The organism is Pseudarthrobacter sp. NamB4, from assembly GCF_005796185.1.
Taxonomy (GTDB): Bacteria; Actinomycetota; Actinomycetes; order Actinomycetales; family Micrococcaceae; genus Arthrobacter.
Genome location: NZ_VAHM01000001.1, coordinates 262464 through 277490, shown reverse-complemented (window position 1 = coordinate 277490; position 15027 = coordinate 262464). Strand labels below are relative to the sequence as shown.

The 15027-nt window shown below is 63.8% G+C and carries 14 protein-coding genes and 1 pseudogene; 8 read left to right on the top strand and 7 right to left on the bottom strand.

The window, feature by feature from the left end; all coding sequences use genetic code 11:
• Positions 1 to 44 precede the first annotated feature (44 nt).
• Positions 45 to 1148 (top strand): PLP-dependent cysteine synthase family protein, encoded by a 1104-nt coding sequence (locus FDW81_RS01230; protein WP_138132288.1) that lies wholly within the window; start codon positions 45 to 47, stop codon positions 1146 to 1148.
• Here FDW81_RS01230 and FDW81_RS01225 read toward each other — a convergent pair.
• Positions 1145 to 1801 (bottom strand): MBL fold metallo-hydrolase, encoded by a 657-nt coding sequence (locus tag FDW81_RS01225; protein WP_138132286.1) that lies wholly within the window; start codon positions 1799 to 1801, stop codon positions 1145 to 1147. The genes FDW81_RS01230 and FDW81_RS01225 overlap by 4 nt on opposite strands.
• 93 nt (positions 1802 to 1894) lie before the next feature.
• Here FDW81_RS01225 and FDW81_RS01220 point away from each other — a divergent pair, with 93 nt between their 5' ends.
• Positions 1895 to 2359: a Fur family transcriptional regulator gene (locus FDW81_RS01220; protein ID WP_138132284.1), complete on the top strand. Its 465-nt coding sequence runs from the start codon at positions 1895 to 1897 to the stop codon at positions 2357 to 2359.
• Here the strand turns inward: FDW81_RS01220 and FDW81_RS01215 are convergent.
• From FDW81_RS01215 to FDW81_RS01200, 4 genes and pseudogenes are all read right to left on the bottom strand, one after another.
• Positions 2356 to 3234: a metal ABC transporter permease gene (locus FDW81_RS01215; protein WP_138132282.1), complete on the bottom strand. Its 879-nt coding sequence runs from the start codon at positions 3232 to 3234 to the stop codon at positions 2356 to 2358. The two genes, FDW81_RS01220 and FDW81_RS01215, sit on opposite strands and share 4 nt — an antisense overlap.
• Positions 3234 to 3518 (bottom strand): annotated as a pseudogene (locus tag FDW81_RS01210) (ABC transporter ATP-binding protein); the annotation flags it as partial. The gene FDW81_RS01215 and the pseudogene FDW81_RS01210, both read right to left, overlap by 1 nt.
• Positions 3519 to 3656: 138 nt before the next feature.
• Positions 3657 to 4727, bottom strand: coding sequence for a hemolysin family protein (locus tag FDW81_RS01205; protein WP_138132280.1), 1071 nt, complete (start codon positions 4725 to 4727; stop codon positions 3657 to 3659).
• A complete protein-coding gene (locus tag FDW81_RS01200) occupies positions 4724 to 6076 on the bottom strand; it encodes a hemolysin family protein (protein ID WP_138132278.1) in 1353 nt (450 codons plus the stop codon). The genes FDW81_RS01205 and FDW81_RS01200 overlap by 4 nt, the downstream gene beginning before the upstream one ends.
• 553 nt (positions 6077 to 6629) lie before the next feature.
• Here FDW81_RS01200 and FDW81_RS01195 point away from each other — a divergent pair.
• The 5 genes from FDW81_RS01195 (at position 6630) to FDW81_RS18665 (ending at position 12989) form a co-directional block, all read left to right on the top strand.
• Positions 6630 to 10442, top strand: coding sequence for a multifunctional oxoglutarate decarboxylase/oxoglutarate dehydrogenase thiamine pyrophosphate-binding subunit/dihydrolipoyllysine-residue succinyltransferase subunit (locus FDW81_RS01195; RefSeq protein WP_138132276.1), 3813 nt, complete (start codon positions 6630 to 6632; stop codon positions 10440 to 10442).
• Between the two features lie 224 nt (positions 10443 to 10666).
• Positions 10667 to 11266 (top strand): GDSL-type esterase/lipase family protein, encoded by a 600-nt coding sequence (locus FDW81_RS01190; RefSeq protein WP_138132274.1) that lies wholly within the window; start codon positions 10667 to 10669, stop codon positions 11264 to 11266.
• An 85-nt stretch (positions 11267 to 11351) separates the two neighbouring features.
• On the top strand, positions 11352 to 12179 hold the full coding sequence (locus FDW81_RS01185; RefSeq protein WP_138132272.1) for a DUF4097 family beta strand repeat-containing protein: 828 nt from the start codon (positions 11352 to 11354) through the stop codon (positions 12177 to 12179).
• On the top strand, positions 12179 to 12790 hold the full coding sequence (locus FDW81_RS01180; protein ID WP_138132270.1) for a PadR family transcriptional regulator: 612 nt from the start codon (positions 12179 to 12181) through the stop codon (positions 12788 to 12790). Before FDW81_RS01185 ends, FDW81_RS01180 begins: the two co-directional genes overlap by 1 nt.
• A gap of 124 nt (positions 12791 to 12914) precedes the next feature.
• Complete coding sequence (locus FDW81_RS18665; RefSeq protein WP_369299106.1) at positions 12915 to 12989, top strand: 50S ribosomal protein bL37; 75 nt, start codon at positions 12915 to 12917, stop codon at positions 12987 to 12989.
• A 107-nt stretch (positions 12990 to 13096) separates the two neighbouring features.
• On the opposite strand, the gene rsrA is transcribed toward FDW81_RS18665, so the two are convergent.
• Both rsrA and FDW81_RS01170 read right to left on the bottom strand, forming a co-directional pair.
• Positions 13097 to 13357 (bottom strand): mycothiol system anti-sigma-R factor, encoded by a 261-nt coding sequence (gene rsrA / locus FDW81_RS01175; RefSeq protein ID WP_138132269.1) that lies wholly within the window; start codon positions 13355 to 13357, stop codon positions 13097 to 13099.
• Positions 13354 to 14148: a sigma-70 family RNA polymerase sigma factor gene (locus FDW81_RS01170; RefSeq protein ID WP_138132267.1), complete on the bottom strand. Its 795-nt coding sequence runs from the start codon at positions 14146 to 14148 to the stop codon at positions 13354 to 13356. Before FDW81_RS01170 ends, rsrA begins: the two co-directional genes overlap by 4 nt.
• 324 nt (positions 14149 to 14472) lie before the next feature.
• Here FDW81_RS01170 and FDW81_RS01165 point away from each other — a divergent pair, with 324 nt between their 5' ends.
• Positions 14473 to 15021 (top strand): DoxX family protein, encoded by a 549-nt coding sequence (locus FDW81_RS01165; protein ID WP_138132265.1) that lies wholly within the window; start codon positions 14473 to 14475, stop codon positions 15019 to 15021.
• Positions 15022 to 15027 lie beyond the last annotated feature (6 nt).

Sequence of the window (15027 nt, the reverse complement as noted above, 5' to 3'; positions counted from 1 at the left end):
TCCACTCTAACCGCAGCCCTTCGGACCGCGGGTAGGCTGGTGCGGTGAAGATCGAGCGCAGCCCAGGCCGGTTCAACGGGAACCGGGAATGGGCAGACCAGGCAATCCGCAGGATCAGGGCCGAAAACAACCGCTCCGCCGACACGCACCTCTACTCAGTCCCGCTTCCGGAACACTGGGGCGTGCACCTTTACCTCAAGGACGAGTCGACCCATCGCTCAGGCAGCCTGAAGCACCGGCTGGCCCGCTCGCTGTTCCTCTTCGGGCTGGTGAACGGCTGGATCCGGGAGGACACCACGATCGTTGAGGCCTCGAGCGGGAGTACGGCGGTGTCAGAGGCGTACTTCGCCCAGCTCCTTGGCCTGCCGTTCATTGCAGTGATGGCCCGAACTACCAGCCCAGAGAAGATCGCCCTGATCGAACAGTTCGGCGGGTCCTGCCTGCTCGTGGAGCACGCGTCGGACGTTTATGCCAGGGCCCAGGAGGTTGCCGCCACCTGCAAGGGCCATTACATGGACCAGTTCACGTATGCCGAGCGCGCAACCGACTGGCGCGGAAACAACAACATTGCCGAATCCATTTTTGGCCAGCTGGAACTGGAGGAGTACCGTGTCCCGGACTGGATCGTGGTGGGTGCCGGGACCGGCGGAACCAGCGCAACGATCGGCCGGTATCTCCGCTACCACAGCCACCCGACCCAGCTGCTGGTGGTGGATCCGGAAAATTCGGCGTTCTACCCCGGCTGGCTGGCAGACTCCGAAGCTCCGGCGGGCCTACCCTCCCGAATCGAGGGCATCGGCAGGCCGCGGATGGAGCCCAGTTTCGTGCCCTCCGTGATTGACCGTATGCTCCAGGTCCCCGACGCAGCGTCCGTGGCCGCAATGCGGCACCTTCACCGCCTGGCCGGGCTCCATGCAGGGCCTTCCACCGGCACCAACCTGTGGGGCGTGTGGCAGCTGGTTGCGGAAATGGTTGCCGGCGGCCGCAAGGGCAGTGTGGTTTCCCTGATGTGCGACGGCGGAGAACGCTATGCCGGCAGCTACTACAACCAGGAGTGGCTGGGTGCCCAGGGGCTGGCCCCGGAGCCCTACGAAGCGCTCATCGCGGCGTTCTTCGATACGGGCCGCTGGGAACCCGGCCCCGTTTAGACTTCTACCGACTCCCGGGGAGACAGGTGGCTGTACTGCGTGCCGTACTTGGCCCCGATTCTCTGGACATGGCCTTCCACAATTTTCAGGCCATTGTCGTTAAGCAGCCCGTCATGGATCTGGAAGGCCCGCGGAGCCCGGACGCCGATCACGAAGTCCACCACTTCCGCGGACTTGCTCCACGGTGCGTGGAGGGGAACCAGCAGGGTGCTCACGCTGATGCCGTCAGGAACCACGAATGAGTCCCCCGGGTGGTAGACGTTGTCGTCGATAAGGTAGCCGATGTTCGCCACCACCGGAATCTGCGGATGGATCAGGGCGTGCTGGCCGCCGAAGCTGCGGACAGTGAAGCCTGCAGCCTCGAAGTGCGAGCCCGGGTTCACTGAGTGGATCCTCGCACCGGCCCCGTCTAGCTTTTCCTGCAGCTGGGCGGCCACGCCTGCCGGCGCATAAACCGCCAGGTCCGTGTTTTCCTCCAGCGCCTGGACCACCACCGGGACGTCGATGTGGTCGGCGTGCTCATGCGTGACCAGTACGCTTTCAGCACCGCGCAGGGCCTCCTCCGATTCGGAGAAGTTGCCAGGATCAAGGACCAGGACCCGGCCGTCCTTTTCGAGGCGGATGCAGGCGTGGGTGTATTTGGTCAGCTTCATAGCGCCAGCCTAGGGTCCGCCTCCGGACCATGTCCACGAAGCCTCGGCTGGTAATCTGTATCTTTGCCACCATCTGAGGAAGCGAGTCCACCCATGCCCTTCGGCGCCAAGGCTGATTCCACCACCCCGTCCCCGGTAACCGGCGGCGGCAGGGAACAGCGCGTCACGAAGCAGCGCCGGGCCGTCAGCGCAGCACTGGATGAACTGGACGATTTCGTCAGCACCCAGGAGCTGTACCGGATCCTGCAGAACCAGGGCGCCCCGGTGTCCCTGGCCACCGCCTACCGGATCCTCCAGTCGCTCGCTGACGAAGGGCTGGTGGATGTCCTGCGTAGCGGCGACGGCGAGGCCGTCTACCGCCGCTGCGCCGTCACGGTGCACCACCACCACCTGCTGTGCCGGAACTGCGGAAAGGCAGTGGAGGTTGAAGCGCCCGCTGTGGAAACCTGGGCGGCGCGCACAGCAGCGGAACACGGCTACACGGAGGTGGCGCACACCGTGGAAATTTTCGGGCTGTGCCCGGACTGCACGGCACGAAAGGCTGCCGGCGGCGTTTAGGCCGTTCCTGCTGCCACCCGCCCATTGATGCCGCGGCCCTTCCGGACCGAGCCCATGACCCTGCACACCAGGTAGATCAGGAACGACAGTGTTGTGACGTAGGGGCTGATGGCGATGCGGCCGCCCAGTGCCAGCAGGATGCCTCCCACCGTGGCCGTCAGCGCGAACGCGACACTCAGGGCCACTACTGCGGCCGGGGATGACGTCACGCGCAGTGCTGCTGCCGCCGGGGTGATCAGCAGGGCGAGCACCAGGAGGGCTCCCACCACCTGGATGGAGAGTGCCACGCTGATCCCGAGCAGGACCATGAACACGATGGCAAGCGTCCGCACGGGAACACCCCGGGCCTCGGCCAGCTCCGGATCAACGCTGGCGAAATTGAGCGGACGCCAGATGGCGACCAGGGCAACCATCACCACTACTACCGTCCCGGCGAGAGCCTGCAGCTGGACAACGTCCACGGAAACAATCTGCCCGGTCAGCAGGCCGAATTTGTTCGCCGCACGTCCCTCGTAAAGGGACAGGAACAAAATGCCCAGCCCCAGGCCAAAGGGCATGATCACGCCAATGATGGAGTTCTTGTCCCTGGCCCGCACACCCATCAAGCCAAGAAGCAGTGCGGCGGCAACGGACCCGATCAGCGACCCGAAAACGATGTCCGCGCCAATCAGCAGTGCGAAGGCGGCGCCGGCAAAAGAGAGTTCGGAAATGCCGTGGACCGCGAAGGCCAGGTCCCGCTTCATGACGAAGGTCCCCACCAGACCGCCCAGGAGGCCCAGCACGGCGCCTGCCCAGATGGAGTTCTGGACCAGGACCAGCAGCTCCCCATAATTTTCGATGCTGAAGATGGCCTCGAGGATACCGTCCGCGTCCATCAGGCAGGCTCTCCCGCCAGGGCATGCGTTTCTGCAGGGTGGTGGGTGGTGGCATCGGGCAGGCCCACCACCACGATCCGGCCGTTGGCATGGATGACTTCCACGTGGCTGCCGTAGAGCTCTGACAGTACCTCCGTGGTCATGACTTCCTCGGAAGTGCCTACCTTGAAGCGTCCTCCGGCAAGGTAAAGCACGCGGTCCACATAGCCGATGATGGGGTTGATCTCGTGCGTCACGAACACCACGGCGCTGTTCTTCCCGTGGCACTGCTTGTTAATGAGCGCTCCGGACACCCCCATGCGTGCGAGGGACCTGGTAGGCCTGGGCGTGGACGGCCATTGCTTTACCTCTAAATGGGAATGATTACTATTAAAACAGAAGAAGCCGGTGCCCTTCCCGTCACCGGGAAGGGCACCGGCCCGCTATCCCCCGTTCGGCTGTCCGAGCCGGCGGATGCCGGTAGCCTGCGTGGCGTCCCGGATCTCACCCACCAACTGCTCGATGACGTCTTCCAGGAACAGGACCCCCTGGGTGTTGCCGTCCGGACCAATCACCCGCGCCAGGTGGGAACCTGTGCGCTGCATGACGGACATCGCCTTTTCAATCTCGTCGCCCAGCGCCAGGTTCGCGAGGGACCGGATGCGGCTTTCGGCGATGGGCCGTCCGTAAGCCTGCTCCGGGATCGAAAGCACGTCCTTGACGTGGAGGTAGCCGTACAGCATGTCCTCGTCGTCGAGCATGGGGAACCGGGAAAATCCTGTCCGGCTCACCGCCTTCTCGAACTCCACCGGGGTAGTGGCCGATTTCAGCATGACCAGTTTGTCGAGCGGAACCATGATGTCCGCCGCCGTGTACTCGGAGAACTCCAGCGCGCCGGTGATGAGCCCGGCGTCGTCATCCACCAGGCCGTGGCGCGTGGACTCCTGGACTATGGACTGGACCTCCTCCAGGGTGAAGGATGAATTCACCTCGTCCTTGGGCTCAATGCGGAGGAGCTTGAGGATGTGGTTGGCAGACCAGTTCAGCACCGAAATGACGGGATGGACCAGCCGGGCAACGAACATCAACGGCGGCGCCAGCAGGAGCGCTGCCTTGTCCGCCACGGAGACCGAGATGTTCTTGGGCACCATCTCGCCAAAAGTCACGTGGAGGAAGGTCACCAGCATCAGGGCCACGGCGAAAGCCGCCACATCGGCGATCTCCATCGGCAGGCCCAGCGTCTCCAGCGGGACGGCCAGCAGGTGATGGATAGCCGGTTCGGCCACCAGCAGGATCAGCAGAGAACAGACGGTAATGCCGAGCTGCGCACACGCCAACATGAGCGACACGTTCTCCATGGCACGGAGGGTGGTCTGGGCCCGTTTGGAGCCTGCCTCAGCCAGCGGCTCGATCTGGCTGCGCCGGGCAGACATGACAGCGAACTCAGCCCCAACAAAAAAGGCGTTGCCGAGCAGCAGGACCGCCAGCCAGAAGATTCCTGCCCAGTCGCTCATCGTCTTGTCCCGTCGTCGTGCTCCATGGCGCCCTCGACGTCGTCGCGCCCGGAATCAGCCTCGGGGCGGAAACAGATCCGGTCGATGCGGCGGCCGTCCATCCTGGTGACGCTCAGCGTGCCGCCGCCCACGGGGACGGTGTCACCTACGACGGCAATACGCCCCAGCTTGCTCATGACGTATCCGCCCACTGTTTCGTAAGCCGCCTCGTCGGGGACGGTAAGCCGTGGGATCTGCTCGGACAGCTCATCGGGGCGGAGCAGTCCAGGGAAATACCAGTCACCGGAAGCGCTCTGCAGCAACCCCGGGCGAACCTTGTCGTGCTCATCCGATACCTCCCCCACGATTTCCTCCACCAAGTCCTCGAGGGTGGCGATGCCTGCAGTTCCGCCGTATTCGTCAAGGACGACGGCCAGCTGGAGGTTCCCCTCCCGGAGCTCCGCCAGCAGGGCATCGAGGTGGATGGTCTCGGGGACCCTGAGCACTTCCGTCATGATGGCGCCGGCTTCCAGGTTCTGCCGGCGGTCCCACGGGACGGCCACCGCCTTCTTGACGTGGACCAGCCCCCGGATGTCATCGGGGGAATCACCGATGACAGGGAACCGGGAATAGCCTGTTCTGCGGGCGGCGTCGAGCACGTCGGCAACAGGCTGGTCAGCGTCGATCGTTTCCACCCTGATGCGGGGCGTCATCACGTCCGCAGCTGTCCTGGTGGAAAAGTTAAGGGTGCGGGCAACGAAGTTGGCCGTACCGGCGTCCAGCGTTCCCATCGCTGCGGAACGGCGCACCAGCGAGGCAAGCTCGGCAGGCGTGCGCGCCCCGGAGATTTCCTCTTTGGCTTCCAGCCCGAAAACGTGCAGGACCTTGTTGGAGAAGCCGTTGAGGACGATGATGGCCGGCTTGAAGACTGCGGTGAACATCAGCTGGGGCCGCGCCAGGGCCCGGCCCACCGGGAAGGACAGGGCAATGGCCATGTTCTTGGGCACGAGTTCACCCAGGAGCATCGACAGGAGGGTAGCGATCACCATGGCCAGGACCAGCGAGATGGAGGCCACGGCAACGTCAGGAAGTCCGACGGCGGCAAGCGGGGCTTCCATGAGCCGGCCCACCGAGGGTTCCATGACATAACCGGTCAGGAGGGTGGTCAGCGTAATGCCCAGCTGGCAGCTGGAAAGCTGTGTGGACAGCGACTTCAGGCACTTCAGAAGGGGAACGGCGCCCGTATCGCCGTCGTCGATGGCCCGCTGCACCGTTGGCTGGTCCAGGGCGATGAGGGAGAACTCGACGGCGACGAAGAAGCCGGTGCCGGCGATGAGCAGCAGTCCTGCTGCGAGGAGAAGCCATTCCATTCAGCATCCCGCCTGAACGGCGGATGCCGGAAAAGCGGCGCGGAGGAAAACAGCGGTGAGACTGGAGGATCTTCCCGGCGGAGGATGGTCGGCAGATGCCGACGCTCTTTCCTTGGGGGCTACGGCCGGCTGTGCTGCCAGCGGGTGATGGGCTCGTGGTCGGGGTTTGCCGGCTCTTTGGGTGTGCTGCGCGGAGCTGCTCTTCATGCCCCGCTGACAGCCCCCAGGCCGGCACCTAGATTTACTGTCCATAAGGGTTTCAGTCTACAGGAGCACCTGTTCCCGACCGCGGGGCCCGGACGCGGCCCCCGGATGCCAACGGAAGCAGGCAAACCGGACAGGAAAAACGCGAGTTTTCGATGTGTCCGGCCGCCATATTTCACACCTTCCGCGTCACTTCATGATTTGGGTCACCCTTATTGGCAGTTAACACAAGATGCTCACTAGACTTGCAAAGGTCTGGGTTCAGAGGACGCAGAGATCGGTTCGAACTGAGTGCTGAAGCACCGTGGGGCCGGAGAGAAATCAAACTCATGGAAGAGGCGTATTTCAAGTGCCAGAGCAGCCTAGCCACCGTCTACCAGAGGAATTTGGCGGAAACGAGTGGCTCGTTGACGAACTGTACGAGCAGTACCAGCAGGACAAGAACGCCGTGGATGCCAAATGGTGGCCGCTGTTTGAATCGTTCGAGTCGGGCAACAGTTCTTCTTCCAACGGAAATTCGGCCCGTGCCGCAGCCCATCCTCCCACCAGGGAAATGCCCATCGTGAATGCAGCTCCCGCCGCACCGGCACCGTCGCCGGCCCCGGCTCCGGCTGCTCCCCCGGCACCGCCCGCCGCCCCGGCCGCGGCCCCGGCGCCCGCGCCGGCAAAGAAGGCTCCCGCCACCGTGGCCCGCGACGGCGGAAAGAAGACCGGAGCGGAGACGGGATCCCAGCCCATCCCTGCGCAGCTGCCCAAGAACGTCAAGGCCCCCACCGCTCCTGAAGAGGATGTTGTCTCCGTCCTCCGGGGACCGGCCAAGGCGATCGCCACCAACATGGTCACCAGTCTCGAGGTGCCCACCGCCACCAGCGTCCGTGCCATCCCGGCCAAGCTGCTGATCGACAACCGGGTGGTCATCAACTCGAACCTGGCCCGCGCCCGCGGCGGCAAGGTCTCCTTCACCCACCTCATCGGCTACGCCGTCATCCGGGCCCTTTCGCAGTTCCCGTCAATGAACGTGTACTACGACGAAGTGGACGGCAAGCCCGTCGCAGTCCAGCCCGCGCACGTCAACTTCGGCATCGCCATCGACATGCCCAAGCCGGACGGCACGCGCCTGCTGATGGTGCCGAACATCAAGAAGGCCGAAACCCTCAACTTCTCTGAGTTCTGGCACACCTATGAGGACCTCATCAAGCGCGCCCGCAACGGCAAGCTGACGGCCGAGGACCACCAGGGCACCACCGTGTCCCTGACAAACCCCGGCGGCATCGGTACCGTCCACTCGGTGCCGCGCCTGTCCAAGGGCCAGGCCGCCATCATCGGCGTGGGCGCGCTTGACTACCCGGCGGAATTCCAAGGTGCCAGCGAGAAGATCATCGCCCAAAACGCGATCAGCAAGGTCCTCACCCTGACCTCCACCTACGACCACCGTGTGATCCAGGGCGCCGGCAGCGGTGAGTTCCTGAAGCTCGTGCACTCGCTGCTGCTGGGTGCGCAGAACTTCTACGACGAGATCTTCGAAGCGCTGCGGATTCCCTACGAGCCTGTCCGCTGGAGCGCAGACAAGCAGGTGGACCCGGCTGACGAGATCAACAAGGTGGCCCGGATCCAGCAGCTGATCCACTCCTACCGTGTCCGCGGACACCTCATGGCGGACACCGACCCGCTGGAGTACGTGCAGCGCAAGCACCCGGACCTGGACGTCCTCACCTATGGCCTGACCCTGTGGGACCTGGACCGCGAATGGCCCACGGGCGGCTTCGGCGGCAAGCCCATGCTGAAGTTCCGCGACATCCTGGGAGTCCTTCGCGACGCCTACTGCCGCACCACCGGCATCGAGTACATGCACATCCAGGAGCCGGCCGAGCGCAAGTGGTTCCAGGACCAGCTGGAACACCCCTACTCGAAGCCCAGCCGCGAAGAGCAGCTGCGGATCGTGTCCAAGCTGAACGCCGCCGAGGCATTCGAAACGTTCCTGCAGACCAAGTTCGTGGGCCAGAAGCGCTTCTCGCTGGAGGGCGGCGAATCCCTGATTCCGCTGCTCGATGCCATCATGTCCGACGCCGCCGACGACGGCCTGGACGAGGTTGCCATCGGCATGGCACACCGCGGCCGCCTCAATGTGCTCACCAATATCGCAGGCAAGACCTACGCACAGGTCTTCCGGGAGTTCGAAGGAACCCAGGACCCCCGCTCCGTGCAGGGTTCCGGTGACGTCAAGTACCACCTGGGAACCGAGGGAACCTTCACCTCGGACACCGGCAAGGAAACGAAGGTCTACCTCGCCGCCAACCCCTCCCACCTCGAGGCCGTGGACCCCGTGCTTGAGGGCATCGTCCGGGCCAAGCAGGACCGGCTGGACCAGGGCGAATCCTTCCCGGTCCTGCCCATCGTGGTCCACGGCGACGCAGCATTTGCCGGCCAGGGCGTCGTCGCCGAAACGCTCAACCTGTCACAGCTGCGCGGCTACCGCACGGGTGGCACCATTCACATCGTGGTCAACAACCAGGTTGGCTTCACCACGGCCCCCTCGTCCTCCCGCTCGTCCACCTACTCCACGGACGTTGCCAAAATGATCCAGGCGCCGGTGTTCCACGTGAACGGCGACGATCCCGAGGCTGTGGTCCGCATTGGCCAGCTCGCCTACGAGTTCCGCCAGCGGTTCCACAAGGACGTTGTCATCGACATGGTCTGCTACCGCCGCCGTGGGCACAACGAGGGCGACGACCCCTCGATGACCCAGCCGCTGATGTACAACCTCATCGAGGCCAAGCGCTCGGTCCGCAAGCTGTACACCGAGTCACTCATCGGCCGCGGCGACATCACCGAGGAAGAAGCCGAGCAGCTGCTCCGCGACTACCAGGAGCGCCTGGAACGCGTCTTCGCCGAAACCCACGCCGCCCAGACCTCCCCGATTCCGATCGTCACGGCTGACACCGCCGCCGTGTCGAACATCGAACGGCCCATGGCGCAGCAGTCGGACTCCGGCAACAACGTTCCCGTTTCCACGGCCATCTCCGCAGAGACCCTGGCCCGGATCGGCAAGGCCCACGTGGAGATTCCTGAGGGCTTCACCGTGCATGCCAAGCTCAAGCAGCTGCTGGAGAAGCGTGAGCAGATGTCCCGTGAAGGCGGCATTGATTGGGGCTTCGGCGAGATCGCGGCCTTCGGCTCGCTCATTATGGAGGGCGTACCAGTACGTCTCGCCGGGCAGGACTCCCGCCGCGGCACGTTCGTGCAGCGCCACGCCGTGTTCCACGACCGCGCCAACGGGCAGGAATGGCTGCCGCTGGGCAACCTCTCCGATGACCAGGCGAAGCTGTGGATCTACGACTCCCTGCTCTCCGAATACGCGGCCATGGGCTTCGAGTACGGCTACTCCGTGGAGCGGCCGGACGCGCTGGTGCTGTGGGAAGCCCAGTTCGGCGACTTCGTCAACGGTGCCCAGACCATCATCGATGAGTTCATCTCCTCCGCAGAGCAGAAGTGGGGCCAGCGTTCCTCGCTGGTTCTGATGCTGCCCCACGGCTATGAAGGCCAGGGCCCTGACCACTCCTCCGCAAGGATCGAGCGGTTCCTGCAGCTGTGTGCCGAAGAGAACATGATCGTGGCCAACCCCACCACCGCCGCGTCGCATTTCCACCTGCTGCGTCGCCAGGCATACAGCCGGCCGCGGAAGCCGCTCATTATCTTCACGCCGAAGCAGCTGCTCCGCCTCAAGGCGGCGGCATCGTCCGTAGAGGACTTCACCAGCGGCTCGTTCCGCCCAGTCATTGGCGAGCACGAGCAGCTGGATGCGAACGCCGTCGAGCGGGTCCTGCTGGTCTCCGGCCGCCTGTACTACGACCTCCTGTCCACGCGGCAGAAAACGGGTGACAAGACCACCGCAATCATCCGCGTGGAGCAGCTCTACCCGCTGCCGCACGAGGAGATCGCGGGGGAACTGGCAAAGTACCCGAACGCCGAGGTTGTCTGGGCACAGGACGAGCCCGCGAACCAGGGTCCGTGGCCGTTCATTGGCCTGAACCTGCCGGACGCCCTGGACCGCCGGATCCGGCTGGTTTCCCGCCCGGCGTCGGCTTCCACCGCTGCCGGGTCCATGAAGCGGCATGCTGCTGAGCAGGACGTCCTCCTGAAGCAGGCGTTTGCCCGCAAGTAAGTGCTAAGGCTGCCCGGCCGGATGTCGAAATCCCAGACTCCGGCCGGGCAGTTCTGTTTAATGGAATGCACAGCCCGAATTGGCTGGCAGTGCCAGCCAATAACGGTGTCGGCAGTGTCAGCCGGCAGCGTTGACAGGACAGATCACAGTGAACGCACAGCGCCGCCCCGTGGCAGCAGCTGGAACCAGGGGCGGCGGCAAGGCATCGACGTAAAGAGGAACGTGTGGAAGACAGGAAGCTGCGGATTGCAGCCGTAGGAGATGAACTGCTGGCCGGACTGGGCGATCCCCGGGCCCTCGGCTGGCTGGGACGCGTCCTGGCCCGCACCCCCCGGGACAGCATGTCCCTGGAAAGCTATGCCCTTGCCTGCCCGCAGGAAGGTACGGAGGGCCTGGCCGCGCGATGGCTGGACGAGGCCGGCCGGCGCTTTAGTGACCAGGCCGAAAACCGGCTGGTTATCGGCCTCTCCGGACGGGACGTCGAGTTCGGGCTCTCTACCGCCCGCAGCCGGCTGAACCTGGCCAATATCCTGGACTCTGCCTCCCAGAACCGCATCGAAGTCTTCGTCGTGGGTCCGCCGCCCACGCTCGACCCCGCCCAAAACCGGCGCCTGGATGAACTGAACACGGCGTTCGCCGATGTCACCACCCGTCGCAAACACCTTTACGTAGATACTTTCTCCCCGTTGCTGCACCACGAACAGTGGCGCCAGGACCTGGTAGCCAACGGGGGCACACCGGGGCAGGCCGGCTACGGCCTCATGGCATGGCTGGTGCTCCACCGCGGCTGGTTCCAATGGCTGGGCATGGATGTCCCCGAGTAGCCCCTATCGCGATATATCTTGACCTCCCCTTACAGCGCGAGTAGCTTGGGAGAACCAACACGATATATCGCCTTTGGAGGATTCCATGTCCGACCAGGAGTGGGCCGTCAGCAGCCCCCGGACCATCGACGTCGACGGCGTGACGCACCTTAAGCTGGGCATGGTGCAGGGCCGGTTCGACATCTTCACGCACCAGGAGCCTGTTGTCCGGATAGAAATATCGGATGTCCACGGCGACCCCGTAGCCGTGTCCCTGAGCGGGGGAAGGCTTGAGATCCGCCATCAGCTGCACGGGCCGCAGGGCTGGTTCAAGAACCTGATGGGTACGGTCAACCACAACAGCGAAAACACGGCGGTTATCAGTCTCGCCGTTCCGGCCTCCATGGCTGTGGAGGCCGGAACGGTCAGTGGTGACGGACTCGTTTCCGGCGTCACCGGCAACATTCATCTGAACACCGTCTCCGGATCGGTCATGGCGGACAGCACGGCTGGTGAACTCCAAATCAACACGGTGAGCGGGGAAGTCTCTGCCCGGAACCATACCGGGGTCCTGACCGCCAAGAGCGTTTCGGGCGAAGTCACGGCATCCGGCCATCTGAGCAACATCAGGGCCAACACGGTCAGCGGGGATATGAGCTTCGACCTCCTGGGTTTCACCCAGGATTTCGGGGCGAATTCCATCTCCGGTGACCTCACCATCAGGCTGCCCCATGACGTTGGCGTCGACATCGTTGCTAAATCGGCCAGTGGGGCTGTTGTCATCGGGGATCAGCGGTATGCCGTGGTCAACGGGAAGGTGGAGACCATTGCAGGCCCCGACGGGCAGCTTATGCTCGTCCGGACCAACTCGGTTTCCGGCAAGACCTCCATCTTCCACAGGGCGGTGGCAGGAAACGCAGAAGCAGGATCCTGATGGCACCGGTTTTCGCCCACGGAGCGCTTCGCCTGTACCTGCTGGCGCTGCTGGAGTCCGGGCCGAAACACGGCTACGAACTCATTAAGGCGCTCAAGGAGCGGTTCGGCGGCACCTACTCCCCCAGCGCCGGAACCATCTATCCCCGGCTCGGGAAACTCGAGGAGGAAGGGCTGGTGGCCACACAATCCGCCGGCCGCCGCACCAACTACTACATCACTGCAACAGGGCTTGCAGAGCTCAACCGGCGCCGTGATGAACTGGCAGGCGTTGAGAACGAGATTTCGGCTTCCGTCCGGCGCCTGGCGGACAACCTGCGGGAGGATATCCGCAGCAATATGAGGGGACTGCGGGCAGACCTTGCAGCCACTGCAGAGGCGGCGAGAGCCACAGCCAGGTCCACGGACCTGACGGTTTCCGGCCGGTTGCCCGCACAAAGCCAGCGCTCCCTCAAGGAAGCCGAAATGATGCTCCAGTCGTTCCGGGACAATCTTAGGGCTGAACTAAGGCTGCACGCCGGCAAGGAGCCGCTCAGTCCCCTTGCTTTGGAGACAATCCAGACGGTGCTGGAGCAAGCTGGCATCTCCATCCGCAATTCCCTCAGATCCTAGGGCCGCGCTTGCCTCTCCCGCGTCCAGGCGCAGGTCATGCGGCTGTTCCTGGTTCGCGGGCCGCCATTTGATGTGGGAGACTTGAGGGCAGCTCTTTTGAGTACCAACAGTAAGGAGGCCAGCTATGAGCAAGCGTGCACGCAAGCGTCGTGACCGTAAGCGTGGCGGCGCGAACCACGGGAAGCGCCCCAACACCTAGGCAAATGCCAGGGACTACGGTTCAAAGGAAGGACCCCGAAAGCCACAAGGCTTCCGGGGTCCTTCTTTATTGTCATACTCAGCTGCGGCCGGCTGGTGCTGCCCGGCCTAGGCCTCAACCGGGCGGATCGAATGGATCCGGTCAAGAATGGCGTTCTTCAGGTTCTCCGGAGCAGCCTCAGTGCAGGAGCGTTTAACCAGGTTGCGGATCACGCACTCAAGGTCGTACTGCTCCGTGCATTCGGGGCAGTCATCAAGGTGGTTCTTGATCTCCGTGATGTCCTCGCGGGTCAAGGCGCCGTCGAGGTACTCGTAAATGCGTTGCATCCGGGTGTCATCGCAATCGCCCAATCCCTGGCAGTCGCTCATTTCCTGCTCTCCTGTTGTGTGCTTCCTGCCGCCTCCGGTGAATCGACGGCCGTTTTGAAACCGCGCTCGGCGGCGTATTCCCCCAGCATGTCCCGCAACATTCTCCGGCCGCGGTGGAGCCGGGACATCACTGTGCCGATGGGCGTGTTCATGATGTCTGAGATTTCCTTGTAGGCAAATCCCTCAACATCCGCGAAGTAGACCGCTAAGCGGAATTCCTCGGGTATGTCCTGGAGTGCCCTTTTGACGTCGGAGTCCGGAAGGTGGTCCAACGCCTCGGCCTCAGCGGAGCGGAGTCCGCTGGACGTGTGTGACTCGGCCCTGGCCAACTGCCAGTCCTCGATGGTGTCCGAGTTGGACTGCAGCGGCTCGCGCTGACGCTTTCGGTACAGGTTGATGTACGTATTGGTCAGGATGCGGTACAGCCAGGCCTTGAGGTTGGTCCCGGGCTTGTACTGATGGAACGCAGAGAAGGCCTTGGTGTAGGCCTCCTGGACGAGGTCCTCGGCATCCGAGGGATTCCTTGCCATCCGCATCGCCGCCGAGTACAGCTGGTCGACATACTGCATGGCATCCCGTTCGAACCTCAGACGGCGCTCTTCCACCGATTCAGTGGAAACATCCACCAATTCCCCGCCAGTTTCCTCTGCGGGGCCGGACGCCGGAGCAGCGGCCGAATCCACGGCCTCCTGGCCGGAGATGGCGGTACTGTCCGTTGCTTCGGCACTGTCGGTTGCTTCATCGCGGGAAGCCTCATACATGGCCGAGACGGCCGGGTCCAGGGTGCTCATTGCCTTCAAGTCTACTGTGAGGCCCCGCGGCCGCGGCGAGTCATAGCCAGGAGATACCGGCCCCCTTGTTCCCAATGCCACCGGGCCTGCTGCTTCAAGTCCGTCCAATACCCGCGCCAAGGGCCCACTCCGCTCTGTATGTCTGCTGATGCGTCCCCGCTTTTGCTTTTGTATTCGCGGTTCGACCCATAATTTCCCTGCCGTCCGGCCATTCCGGAATCCGACATCCATAACCGGATGCCTTCGGCAAATATTCCCCAAAAGTGCAAGACTAGAACGGACTCCGCCGCATCAGACGCGGTTCGTCCATCCAGGAGGAAATTCATGTCCTTGACCCGCACGCTCGCCCGCCCCATGCTGGCCTCAAGTTTTGTTCTTGCCGGCGTGGACAAGCTCAAGAACGCCGACGACACCGCCCAGCAACTCTCGCCGCTGCTGCGCAAGGCGGCCGCATCGCTGCCATTCAAGTCAGACGAGAAAACCCTGGCCCGTGTCATCGGCGGAACGCAGGTGGGCGCCGGCGTTCTTTTCGGACTGGGCAAGTTCTCCAGGCTGTCAGCCACGCTGCTCACCGTCATTTCCCTGCTCAATACCTTCGTGGAATGGCGCAGCGCAGACATCAGCAACAAGGAGGGCCGTGCAAACCGGCGGAACCAGCTCCTCAAGAACCTGTCCCTGAGCGGCGGCGCACTGCTGGCCTCGGTGGACACTGCCGGCAAACCGGGCATGGCGTGGCGTGCGGAACACCTCGCAGCCGATGCACGCAGGGGCGCCACCCACCTCGCCGCCGACGTCAGGAAGAACACCAACAAAAAGCTCCACAAGGCGGACAAGGCCGTGCGCCGCGCCGTGGAGCAGGCCACGGGGGCCTAGCAGCGA